The sequence below is a fragment of the Flavobacteriales bacterium genome (assembly GCA_030584065.1).
Lineage (GTDB): Bacteria > Bacteroidota > Bacteroidia > Flavobacteriales_F > PHOS-HE28 > PHOS-HE28.
The window spans coordinates 3,532,837-3,544,350 of record CP129489.1 but is presented as its reverse complement, the minus strand read 5'-3'; the positions used below and the strand labels follow the sequence as shown (position 1 = coordinate 3,544,350).

Annotated in this window: 9 protein-coding genes; 7 read left to right on the top strand and 2 right to left on the bottom strand. The window is 65.5% G+C overall.

The features are described from left to right. The first annotated feature begins 56 nt into the window (after nucleotides 1–56). A complete protein-coding gene (locus tag QY325_14720) occupies nucleotides 57–1,019 on the top strand; it encodes an NAD(P)-dependent alcohol dehydrogenase (GenBank protein WKZ66009.1) in 963 nt (320 codons plus the stop codon). Nucleotides 1,020–1,032: 13 nt separating this feature from the next. Here QY325_14720 and QY325_14715 read toward each other — a convergent pair whose 3' ends face one another. Further along, nucleotides 1,033–2,250 carry a hypothetical protein gene (locus QY325_14715; GenBank protein WKZ66008.1) on the bottom strand — a complete coding sequence of 406 codons (1,218 nt, stop codon included), beginning with the start codon at nucleotides 2,248–2,250 and terminating at the stop codon, nucleotides 1,033–1,035. Nucleotides 2,251–2,306: 56 nt separating this feature from the next. Here QY325_14715 and QY325_14710 point away from each other — a divergent pair, with 56 nt between their 5' ends. The 3 genes from QY325_14710 (at nucleotide 2,307) to QY325_14700 (ending at nucleotide 7,529) form a co-directional block, all read left to right on the top strand. Next, nucleotides 2,307–3,098: a TIGR00730 family Rossman fold protein gene (locus QY325_14710; protein ID WKZ66007.1), complete on the top strand. Its 792-nt coding sequence runs from the start codon at nucleotides 2,307–2,309 to the stop codon at nucleotides 3,096–3,098. 60 nt (nucleotides 3,099–3,158) lie between these two features. Beyond that, nucleotides 3,159–5,993 (top strand): carboxypeptidase-like regulatory domain-containing protein, encoded by a 2,835-nt coding sequence (locus QY325_14705; protein WKZ66006.1) that lies wholly within the window; start codon nucleotides 3,159–3,161, stop codon nucleotides 5,991–5,993. A gap of 117 nt (nucleotides 5,994–6,110) precedes the next feature. Then, the gene (locus QY325_14700) at nucleotides 6,111–7,529 is read left to right on the top strand and encodes a hypothetical protein (protein WKZ66005.1); all 1,419 of its coding nucleotides are present in this window, start codon (nucleotides 6,111–6,113) and stop codon (nucleotides 7,527–7,529) included. A 71-nt stretch (nucleotides 7,530–7,600) separates the two neighbouring features. On the opposite strand, the gene QY325_14695 is transcribed toward QY325_14700, so the two are convergent. Then, nucleotides 7,601–8,041 (bottom strand): YqaA family protein, encoded by a 441-nt coding sequence (locus QY325_14695; protein WKZ66004.1) that lies wholly within the window; start codon nucleotides 8,039–8,041, stop codon nucleotides 7,601–7,603. A gap of 68 nt (nucleotides 8,042–8,109) precedes the next feature. On the opposite strand from QY325_14695, the gene QY325_14690 reads away from it, so the two are divergent. The 3 genes from QY325_14690 to QY325_14680 all read left to right on the top strand — a co-directional run bounded on the left by QY325_14690 (nucleotide 8,110) and on the right by QY325_14680 (nucleotide 11,511). Then, nucleotides 8,110–8,799, top strand: a complete 690-nt coding sequence (locus tag QY325_14690; protein ID WKZ66003.1) for an outer membrane beta-barrel protein — start codon at nucleotides 8,110–8,112, stop codon at nucleotides 8,797–8,799. Between the two features lie 125 nt (nucleotides 8,800–8,924). Further along, nucleotides 8,925–10,472: a bifunctional phosphoribosylaminoimidazolecarboxamide formyltransferase/IMP cyclohydrolase gene (gene purH, locus QY325_14685; protein WKZ66002.1), complete on the top strand. Its 1,548-nt coding sequence runs from the start codon at nucleotides 8,925–8,927 to the stop codon at nucleotides 10,470–10,472. A 13-nt stretch (nucleotides 10,473–10,485) separates the two neighbouring features. After that, a complete protein-coding gene (locus QY325_14680) occupies nucleotides 10,486–11,511 on the top strand; it encodes a rod shape-determining protein (GenBank protein WKZ66001.1) in 1,026 nt (341 codons plus the stop codon). The last annotated feature ends 3 nt before the right edge of the window (nucleotides 11,512–11,514 follow it).

Sequence of the window (11,514 nt, the reverse complement as noted above, 5' to 3'; positions counted from 1 at the left end):
GCTGGGCTGCTGGACCTTTGCCATCCGCCCTCGCCTATGCTTCGGCGCCTAATACTATGAAAGCCGCCTTCGCCACCGCCTATGGAAGCCCCGATGTGATCCGCATCGCCGAAGTGCCCACGCCTTCGCCGAAGCAGAACGAAGTGCTCATCCGAATCCACGCCTCGGCGGTGAACGCCGCGGACTGGCGGCTGCGCAGGGCGAACCCCTGGTTCGTGCGGTTGGTCTTCGGGCTGACCAAGCCGCGCAAGCCGATCCTGGGCGTGGTGTTCGCCGGGGAAGTGGTGGAGACCGGCGCGGACGTGACCACCTACAAGAAGGGCGACCGGCTCTTCGGCTGGACGAGCATCATGGGGCTGGGCGGCCACGCGGAATACATCGCGCTGAAGGAGAACGGCGCCTTCGCCCGCATGCCGGATGCCATGTCCTTTTCCGATGCCGCCGCCATCCCCTTCGGCTTCGGCACCGCACGGCACTTCTTGACCAAGGCGAACGTGAGCAAGGGCCAACGGGTGCTCATATACGGTGCTTCCGGCGCGGTGGGCAGCGCTGCCGTCCAGTTGGTGAAGCAGCTCGGCGCGGAAGTGACCGGCGTGTGCAGCACGCGCAATGTGGAACTGGTGCGCTCGCTCGGTGCCACGGAAGTACTGGACTACACCAAGGATGACCTCCTCGCCCACCGCGACCACTACGATGTGGTCTTCGAAACGGTGGGCAAGCTGCCGTTCAAGCAATGTCTGGAGCTGGTACGGTCCGGCGGCAAGCTGGTGCTGGGCTCCGACCTACCTGCCGACATGCTGAAACGCGCATTCAGCGGCAAGGACGGCCGGAAAGTCACCGTGATCTCGGGCACAGCAGGTGAATCCGCGGAGGACATGCGCCACTTCGCAGCGCTCTGGGAACAGCAACAGATCCGCCCGGTCATCGACAGCACTTTCCCGCTGGCACGCATCCAGGAGGCCCATGCACGGGCGGAGAGCGGCCGGAAAGTGGGGAACGTGGTGGTGACGGTGGCCTGAACCCGGCCTTCCGTCACTCCAGCCAGACCCGCTGATTGAACGTGCCCTGCCCATCTCGGAGGCGAACCACGACCACGCCATGGATGCCGTCCATGGCGATGAGGTTCATGCCCTCGCGCAGACCACCGCTCTTCAGCAAGCGACCATCCGCGCTGAAGCACTCGTACGCGCCACCTCCCTCTGCCGTGATCACCAGCACGCCACTCCGTGTTGTGATCAGTGGCGCAGCCCTGCGCTCCACGTCAATGCCGGTGCCCATCTCAACGAACAGGTCACAGCCGACTGGCGCATAGAAGGGCGAGCTGCCCACCACGCGGATGCGATAACCAGTGCCCGCTTCGGTCTGCTCCGGCAAGATGCATGTGATCATGCCCGACGCGCTGGTGGACGCAACCGCGCCGATGACGACAGGCGCGGTGAAAGCGCCATTCTCATCGGATAGCTCCACGCTGAAGGTGACCGTGCCTGTAGGGGCACCGGACGTGCTGTAGTCCACGATGAATGACTGGCCTGGCAAGACGCTCTGCCCGCTGGTCGCGCACTGCACATTGTAGATGAGCGCGAGGTCATCGTACCATACCTGCGTGCCCACCTGGCTGCCGGCGCTGTCGCCGGCAGTAAGGATGAAGAGGAGCCACTCCGGATGCCAATCATTGTGGTACTGGAAGGGCGCGGAGAAGCGCGTCCATTGGCCCACATTGCCATAGGGCGCCTTCCACGAGGCGCCGGCCACATAGTTGCCTTCGGTGCCGAAGGCGGGCAGGCGGCCATCATCCACATGCAGCAAGGCGCCCACATTGGCCCGGTCGCCTGACTGTGGCGTGGCCTTGAACCAGCCCACGAGGCTGTCCGGACGGCTGATGAGCGCCGTGCGCCACTGCTCCTGATCCTGCACCGTGTACATGTAGCTGTTGGCGACTTCCAGCTCGGCATGCACGCGACCGTTGGTGAGCAGCCCGTTGGCCGCGCCGATGATCGAATTCACGATGCGCAGGTTCACGCTGTACTGACCGGTGCGGGCATCGGTACTCCGCCAGCAGAGCTGCGGCACCAGGCCGTTGATGAACGCGCCGCCGTCGCTGGTCTTGATGGAGCTCCATTGCTGCGGCTCCTGGGTGGCCTGGCCCGCATTATCCCATGCCTCGAACGAAGGGTTATCGGGCTGCGGCTGCGCCGCCGCGGCGACCGGGAGGGCCAGCGCCGCAACGAGCTTCAAGGAGCGGTGAACCATGCCCCGAAGGAACAATCCGAAAGGGCTCCCTGTTCCCTCCTCTAGCTTCGCGCACCATGCCAGACACCCTCAACGACACCCCGGAGGCCTCCAAGCGCGGCGGCATCGATCTCCGCTTCCTGGAGGGTCCGCGCTCGCGCTGGTCCGAATTCAAGTCGGTCGTCGCCATCGCGCGGGAGTTCATCTACGGCTTCCGCAAGCTCCACTTCGTGGGCCCATGCGTCACCTTCTTCGGCAGCGCCCGCTTCGGCGAGGACCATCCCTACTACGGGGCTGCGCGCGACCTGGCGCGGCGCGTGGGCCGCGTGGGCTTCACCATCATGACCGGCGGCGGACCCGGCATCATGGAAGCCGCCAACCGGGGGGCGCGTGACGTGGGCGCCCGCAGCATCGGCTGCAACATCGTGCTGCCGCACGAGCAGAAGCCCAATCCCTACCTCGACGTCAGCCTCACCTTCGAGCGCTTCTTCGTACGCAAGGTGCTGCTGGTGAAGTACAGCGTGGCCTTCGTGGTGATGCCCGGAGGCGCCGGAACGGTGGACGAGCTCTTCGAGACCGTCACCCTGATCCAGACCGGCAAGGTGAGGGACTTTCCCATCCTGCTCTATGGCCGCGATTATTGGAAGCCCATGCTGGACCAGATCGACCGGATGGTGGCCGAAGGCACCTTGGGCCGCAAGGAGCTCGAATTCGTGTTCGTGGCCGACAGCGTGGAGGAGGCCACGGTGCTGCTGCAGGACAGCCTCGTGGACATGTGGCGCAAGGCCCGCAAGCGCAAGGACACGCCGAAGTGGTGGTTCCTCGAAGGCCGTGTTAACGGCGCGTTAAGCGAGGGGGCGAACGCCTAACGGATCGTTAACCCCGACGGAAGGGCGGCCTAACAGTGGGACGGGACCTTTGCGGCGCGAATGATGACCACATCGTTCGCTTATGCGATGTACCGTAACCTGCTTTCATTCCTTGCGCTCATCCTTGCCCTGACAGCCGCTGCCCAGAAGGGCACGGTCAGCGGCACCATCACCGCACTTGAGGGCGGCAAGGCCCAGCCCATGCCCTTCGTGAATGTGCTGCTGAAAGGCACCACCACCGGCGCCACCACGGACCTCGATGGCCGATTCAGCCTTCAGGCGGAGCCCGGGACTTACACCCTGCAGGTCAGCTTCGTCGGCTACGAGCCCGTGGAGCGCATCATCAACGTGACCGCGGGGAGCACCACGCGTGCCGATTTGGAGATGAAGGCGCAGTCCATCGCCATCGAGACCGTTGAAGTGGTGACCACCAAGCGCACGGAGACCGAGGCGGCCGTGGTGATGGAGACCCGCCGGAGCGAGCAGGTGGTGAACGGCGTGGGCCGCGAGCAGATCAGCAAAGGCCAGGACCGCACCGCGGGCGATGTGGTGCGGCGGATTCCGGGCGTCACCATGGTGGGCGACCGCTTCGTGATGATCCGTGGCCTTGCGGACCGGTACAACACCGTGGTCCTGAACGATGTGATCGCCCCCAGCCTGGAGAGCGACCGGCGCGCCTTCAGCTTCGATGTGCTGCCCAGCGGGGCGCTCGACCGCGTGATGGTGTACAAGACCGGGGCGCCGGAGCTTCCAGGCGAATTCGCCGGCGGCGTCATCAAGCTCTACACGGTGAACGTGCCCGCCGAGAACCAGGTACGCGTGGACTACGGCGCCTCATACCGCCTCGGCACCACATTCGAGGGCTTCAGCCAGAGCCAGCAGAGCAGCACGGATGCCCTCGGGTTCGACGATGGGCTCCGGCAGCTGCCCGTGAGCTTCCCGGGCAACCTCTACAGCACGACGCCTGAGCGGCTGCAGGCCGCCGGCCGGAGCCTCGCCAATAATTGGACGGCCGATCGCTCCACCGCCCTGCCCGACCAGCGCCTCGGCATCACCCTTGCGCGCCGGTTCGGTGGAGAGGGCCGCGTGACCGGGGGCAACATCACCAGCATCAGCTACAGCAACACCCGGCTGGCCTACACGGCGAAGAACTACAACTACAACGTATTCGACCCCGTGAGCCAACGGAGCGACAGCATCTACAACTACAGCGATAACGAGAACATCCACCAGGTGCGCCTGAGCGCCCTCAGCAACTTCAGCCTGCTGCTGGGCTCCCGGCACAAGCTCGAGTTCCGCAACCTCTTCACCCAGCAGGGCACCGACCAGACCACCTTGCGCACAGGCCTCAACTTCGAGGAGCAGTTCGAGGTGCGCAACTACGCCTTCCGCTACCAGCAGCGCACCATCTACAGCGGCCAGTTGCATGGCGAGCACTCCTTCGGCGCTGACGCCGGCACCCTCACCTGGACCGCCGGCTACGGCCTTGCCCTGAGCAGGGAACCCGACTTCCGCCGCATCCGCACCGTGCGCGACATCAACGGCACCGATGCCAACGCCCCCTTCCAGACCATCATCCCGCCGGGCGCCACCACGCTCGACGCCGGCCGGTTCTTCGCCGACCTTGACGAGACCGTGATGACCGGCAAGGCCGACTACGAGCACCGCATCGCCGGGGAGTCGCGCACCCTGAAGCTCCGCACCGGCATCTTCATCGAGCAGAAGGACCGCACCTTCAGCGCCCGCTGGATGAGCTTTCGCGCCGCGAGCAGCAGCCAGCTGGACCAGTCCCTCCTCTACCTGCCGCTGGACCAGGTATTCGCCGCAGCGAACATCAACGGCACCACAGGTTTCAAGCTCGAGGAGGGCACCAACCCCAGCGACCGCTATACGGCTTCCAATGCCCTGCTGGCAGGCTATGCAGGCGCCACGCTGAACCTGGCCACCACCACCACCGTCACTGCCGGCGTGCGCGCTGAGCATAACACGCAACGGCTGAACAGCGCCACCTTCGGCGGGCGGCGCGTCCGCGTGGACAACCCCATCCTCAGCATCCTACCCTCCGTGAACGCCTCGCACGCGCTGGGCGAGCGCTCACAGCTTCGTGCCGCGTGGTCCGCCACGGTGAACCGCCCCGAATTCCGCGAGCTGGCGCCCTTCGCCTTCTACGACTTCAGCTTCAACAACGTGCTCGTGGGCAACGACAGCCTGCGGATCGCCAAGGTGCAGAACGCCGACCTGCGCTACGAGCTTTACCCCAGCCCCGCCGAGGTGGTGAGCATCGGCGTGTTCTACAAGCGCTTCACCGACCCCATCGAGATGTTCTTCCTCCCGGGCGCCGGCAGCGGCGGCACGCGCAACTTCACATTCGGCAACGCACAGCGCGCCACCAGCGTGGGCGCCGAATTGGAAGTGCGGCGCCAGCTCAGCGGCCTCTTCCCCGAGGGCTACCTGAGCAAGGTGGGCGTCATGCTGAACGCTGCCTACATCGTCACCGAGGTCGAGCTGGGCGAGGGCGCACGGGGCCAGGCGCAGCGCCGCCCGCTCATGGGCCAGAGCCCCTATATCGTGAATGCCGGCCTCTACTACCAGGACACCGAGCGCCGGCTCCAGTACAACATCCTCTACAACGTCATCGGACCCCGGCTCTTCGCCGTGGGCACCTTCGGCACGCCGGATATCTATGAGATGCCGCGCAACGTGGTGGACATGACCCTGACCAAGGGCCTGGGCAAGCGCTTCGAGCTCAAGCTGAGCGCACAGGACATCCTGAACCAGCGCGTGCTGCTCATCCAGGACAGCAACGAAAGCGGGGGCATCGACGCACGCGACGAGGAGATCATGAGCTTCCGCCGCGGGGCCTACCTCTCCTTGGGCCTGGGCGTGCGGTTCTGAGCCCGGTCCGGGCTTAACGAAAGCTTAAGGTCGCTTAGCGATACCGTAAGATCCGGATGACAGCGGCCTAACGCGCATGCTGTCGCTTTGCAGCGCCAACGAAACGGTAAACAACCCATGAACCACTGGAAGAATCATGCGATCGGGCTGCTCGCCCTCGGCGCCATCGCCGTGGCCCTGCCGGCCTGCAAGAAGAAGGAAGGCTGCACCGACCCGCTCGCCCTGAACTACGATGCGGATGCCGACAAGGACTGCTGTTGCGAATATCCGCAGGCCAGCACCGGCGGCACCGTGGAGGTGACGGCCAACATCACCACGAACACCACCTGGACGAGCAACAACAAGTACCTGCTGAAAGGCTTCATCTACGTGGAGGACGGCGCCACGCTCACCATCCAGCCCGGAACCATCATCAAGGGTGACAAGCCCACCAAGGGAACGCTGATCGTGAAGCGCGGCGGTCGCCTGATTGCCGACGGCACGGCCAGCCAGCCGATCATCTTCACCAGCAACCAGCCCGCCGGCAGCCGCGATTACGGCGACTGGGGCGGCATCATCCTCTGCGGCCGCGCCCCCCACAACCAGCCCAGTGACCCCATCATCGAGGGCGGCGTGGACGCCCAATACGGTGGCACGGACCCCAATGACAACAGCGGCATCCTCCGCTACGTCCGCATCGAGTTCAGTGGCATCCCCTTCCAGCCCAACCAGGAGATCAACGGCCTCACCATGGGCGGCGTAGGCAGGGGCACCACCCTGGAGCACATCCAGGTGAGCTACTGCGGCGATGACAGCTACGAGTGGTTCGGCGGCACGGTGAACGCCAAATACCTGATCGCGCTGCGCGGCTGGGACGACGACTTCGACCAGGACTTCGGCTGGCAGGGCAAGGTGCAGTTCGCCGTGAGCCTGCGCGACCCCAATGTGGCCGACCAGAGCAGCAGCAACGGCTTCGAATGCGACAACGATGCCGCCGGCAATGCGGTGGCTCCCTACAGTCAAGGCACCTGGAGCAACGTGAGCATCTTCGGTCCCAAGGCCGATGCCAGCACGAGCATCAACGCCCAGTACGCCCGCGCCCTTCACCTGCGCCGCAACACCCAGACGCGCGTGTTCAACAGCGTCTTCGCCGGATACCCCACGGGGCTCTACATCGACGGCAACAGCACCCAGGCCAACGCCACGAACAACGACCTGATGTTCCGCAACAACGTGCTCGCCGGCATGGGCACCGCCTTCAACGTGCCCAGCGGCCAGAACTGGGACCAGGCCGCCCTCACCGGCTGGTTCAACACGGCCGGCTGGAACAACACCATCCTCGTCAACAACAGCGAGCTGCAGGTGGCCAACCCCTTCGCCCTCACCGCACCCGACTTCCTGCCCAATGCAGGCAGCCCCCTCCTGAGCGGCGCCGATTTCTCCTGGAGCCCCCTGGCCGATGGCTTCTTCACCCCGGTCAGCCACCGCGGTGCGTTCGGTTCCACGGATTGGACCGCCGGCTGGGCCAATTTCGACCCCCAGAACACCCCCTACTGAGCACGGTACATCGCAAACACCCGCTCGGTCAGAAGGCCCCGCTCCGGCGGGGCCTTCGCTCTTGCCGCCCGTCAGCGCATCAACGCGAGGATCACCGCGTACCGGGCGGCCTTCCCCAGCAGCATCAGCAGCGCTGTGGGCCAGAACCGTGCACGGCCCAGCCCCAGGGCCAGGGCGATGGGGTCCCCGATCACCGGCACCCAGCAGGCCAGCGCGGCCCAAGGGCCCCAGTGGCGGATGCGGTGACGCCAAGCCTCCGCGCGGCGCTGGTCGACCCTCAGCCAGCGGGTAACGGCCCTAGGGTCGCCCAAGCGGCCCAATCCATAGGTGGACATGCCGCCGAGCCAATTGCCAGCGGTGGCCACCGACCATAGCAGCGCCCCCGACCATGGCCCAACCGCCATGGCGGCCAGCACCGCCTCCGAGCTGAAGGGCAGCACCGTGGCCGCCAGAAAGCAGGCCAGGAACAAGCCCCATGGGCCGAGGGCCGTCCATTCGGGGCCGAGTTCCATGCGGGCGCAAGGTACCGGGCTCCGTTCGGCATAACCTTTGGCAGGTGAATGCAGCAATCCCTGAAGCCATGAGAACCGCCTTCGCGACCGCCATGACCCTGGCCTTGGCTGCCCCGGCAGCAGCCCAGCAGGAGCGCACCCAGCAGCGCACGGCCACCATCACCGGCGGGCTGGAGATCGGCATACCCACCGGAGAATTCGATGCCTCTTGGGGCAGGCAGATGGCCGGAATCAGCGCGAACATGACCCTGCCGATGCGTCGGCTGCCCTTCAGCTATGGGTTCGACTTCGCTTGGCAGCGGATGGGAGGGGGGACTCGCAAGGTGACGGTGGACGACCCCATCGTGACCAGCCGCGAGGGCGAAATGAAGGTGCGCAGCAACCTCTATGGCTACCATGGCATGCTGCGCTTCCAACCCTACAGGGGCAAAGTGAGCCCCTACCTGGACGGGATGCTGGGGTTGCGTCACTTCCTCACCACCACCGAGGTGAACGTGAAAGGGCTGGATCAGCCGATCCTCGAGGAGCGCAACGAGAGCGCCTTCGTGGGCAGCGCGGGCTTCGCGATCGGCGCGTACTACGAGGTCACGCGGCATTTCGTGCTCGAGGCCCGGTTCGAGCGGCTCTCCGGCGGACGCGTCACCTATGTCGACCCGCGGTCCATCGAGATCACCCCGGCCGGGGAGGTCACCTATGGGACGCTTTCCAGCGGAAGCCGCATGGTGAACCTCACCTTCGGCGCGGGCTTCAGGTTCTGACCTCAGGCGATCATGCGCCTGTTGGTAACCTTCGGATAACGGCTGCGGCCCGCGCTCGCAACCGGCTGGAACCGTGGCGTAAACTTGCGCCCGAAGCGGGGCCCAGCCCCCCTTGAACGACCACATTGGACGGGTACAAACGCATCCAGAGCGCGCTCATCTCCGTGTTCCACAAGGATGGGCTGGAGCCCATTATCCGTGAACTGGTCCGGCTCGGCGTGCGCATCTACAGCACCGGGGGCACCCAGGAGTTCATCGAGTCTTTGGGCGCGGCCGTGACGCCGGTAGAGGACCTCACCAGCTACCCCAGCATCCTCGGCGGCAGGGTGAAGACCCTGCACCCGAAGGTCTTCGGCGGAATCCTCGGGCGCCGCGACCTGGAGAGCGATGTCGCTCAGCTAGAGGAATTCGCCATTCCGCCGATCGACCTGGTGATCGTGGACCTCTACCCCTTCGAGGCCACTGTGGCCAGGGGGGGAACAGAGGCGGAGATCATCGAGAAGATCGACATCGGCGGTATCAGCCTCATCCGTGCCGGAGCCAAGAACCACGCCGACGTGGCAATCGTGCCCGGCATGGCCCAATACGGCGAGCTGCTGCGCCTGTTGAAGGAGCAGGACGGCCAAACCACGCTGGTGCAGCGCAAGGTCTTCGCGGCGGCCGCCTTCGCCGTGAGCAGCCGCTACGACAGCGCCATCTACAACTGGTTCAGCAGCGGCCAGGGCGACCTGCGGCTGAGCGCCGGCCCCACCACGGTGCTGCGCTATGGTGAGAACCCCCACCAGAAGGGGGCCTTCCACGGCGACCTGGGGGGTATGTTCGAGCAGCTCAACGGCAAGGAGCTCAGCTACAACAACCTGCTGGACCTGGACGCGGCCGTGGAGTTGATCGACGACCTGGCCACGCTGAAGGGCGTCACGTCGGGTCCAGGGGAGGCGTTCGCCATCCTGAAGCACAACAATGCCTGCGGCGCGGCCGTTCGACCCACCGTGAAGGAGGCTTGGGATGCCGCACTGGCCGGCGACCCCGTGAGCGCCTTCGGCGGGGTGCTGATCACCACCGCCCGCATCGACAAGGCCACGGCGGAGGCCATCGACACGATCTTCTTCGAGATCATCGCCGCGCCCGACTATGATGCCGATGCGCTGGAGGTGCTGATGCGTAAGAAGAACCGGATGATCCTGAGGCGGAAGCCGGCGACCCGCGCCTCCGTGAAGGTGCGCACCGCGCTGAACGGCGTGCTCACCGAGGATGCGGACACCGTGGTGGCGGACGCCGCCGCCATGAAGCCCGCCACCACCAAGGCCCCGAGTGCGTTGGAGGCGTCCGACATGGCCTTCGCCGCGATCCTGGTGAAGCACACCAAGAGCAACGCCATCGTGCTGGCCAGGGATAACCAGCTGCTGGCCAGCGGAACCGGCCAGACCAGCCGCGTGGATGCCTTGGAGCAGGCCATCGCAAAGGCTGCCAAATTCAACTTCGACCTGCACGGCGCCGTGATGGCCAGCGATGCTTTCTTCCCTTTCCCTGACTGCGTGGAGATCGCGCACAAGGCGGGCATCACGGCGGTGGTGCACCCCGGGGGAAGCATCCGCGACCAGGACAGCATCGACTACTGCAACGCACACGGCATGGCCATGTGCATCACCGGCATCCGCCACTTCAAACACTGACCCGCACGGACCGATGAGCTGGTTCAACTTCTTCACCCAGGAGATCGCGATCGACCTCGGCACCGCCAACACGCTCATCATCCACAACGACAAGGTGGTGGTGGACGAGCCCAGCATCGTGGCGGTGGACCGCACCACCGGCAAGGTGATCGCGGTGGGGCGGCAGGCGCAGCAGATGCACGGCAAGACCCACGAGAACATCAAGACCATCCGCCCGCTGAAGGACGGGGTGATCGCCGACTTCAAGGCCGCCGAGGACATGATCAAGGGCATGATCCGCATGATCAACCCCGGCCGGCGACTCTTCACCCCCAACCTGCGCATGGTGATCTGCATCCCCAGCGGCATCACCGAAGTGGAGAAGCGGGCCGTGAAGGACAGCAGCGAGCACGCCGGGGCCAAGGAGGTTTACCTGATCCATGAGCCCATGGCGGCGGCGATCGGCATCGGCATCGATGTGGAGGAGCCCATGGGCAACATGATCATCGACATCGGCGGCGGCACCAGCGAAATCGCCGTGATCGCCCTGGGCGGGATCGTGTGCGACAAGAACATCCGCGTTGCCGGTGATGAATTCACGCAGGACATCGAGGAGTACATGCGGCGCCAGCACAACATCCTGGTGGGGGAGCGTACGGCCGAGACCATCAAGATCGAGGTGGGCGCGGCGCTCACCGAGCTCGACAGCCCTCCGCCGGATTACGCCGTGCGCGGCCGGGACCTGATGACGGGCATCCCCAAGGAAATCACCGTCACCTACAGCGAGATCGCCCAGGCTCTGGACAAGAGCATCAGCAAGATCGAGGAGGCCATCCTCAGCGCCCTGGAGGCCACCCCGCCCGAACTGAGCGCCGACATCTACAAGACGGGCATCTACCTGGCCGGTGGCGGTGCACTGCTGCGCGGGTTGGACAAGCGCATCAGCATCAAGACCAAGCTGCCGGTGCACGTGGCCGACGACCCCCTGCGCGCCGTGGCGCGTGGCACGGGCATCGCGCTCAAGAACATCGACCGCTTCCAGTTCCTGATGCGCGAATGACCG

What these genes read in the sequence shown, in the direction of transcription:
- QY325_14720 (WKZ66009.1), top strand. Translation starts at nt 57, where the DNA reads ATGAAAGCCGCCTTCGCCACCGCCTATGGAAGCCCCGATGTGATCCGC.
- QY325_14715 (WKZ66008.1), bottom strand. Translation starts at nt 2,250, where the DNA reads ATGGTTCACCGCTCCTTGAAGCTCGTTGCGGCGCTGGCCCTCCCGGTC.
- QY325_14710 (WKZ66007.1), top strand. Translation starts at nt 2,307, where the DNA reads ATGCCAGACACCCTCAACGACACCCCGGAGGCCTCCAAGCGCGGCGGC.
- QY325_14705 (WKZ66006.1), top strand. Translation starts at nt 3,159, where the DNA reads ATGATGACCACATCGTTCGCTTATGCGATGTACCGTAACCTGCTTTCA.
- QY325_14700 (WKZ66005.1), top strand. Translation starts at nt 6,111, where the DNA reads ATGAACCACTGGAAGAATCATGCGATCGGGCTGCTCGCCCTCGGCGCC.
- QY325_14695 (WKZ66004.1), bottom strand. Translation starts at nt 8,041, where the DNA reads ATGGAACTCGGCCCCGAATGGACGGCCCTCGGCCCATGGGGCTTGTTC.
- QY325_14690 (WKZ66003.1), top strand. Translation starts at nt 8,110, where the DNA reads ATGAGAACCGCCTTCGCGACCGCCATGACCCTGGCCTTGGCTGCCCCG.
- QY325_14680 (WKZ66001.1), top strand. Translation starts at nt 10,486, where the DNA reads ATGAGCTGGTTCAACTTCTTCACCCAGGAGATCGCGATCGACCTCGGC.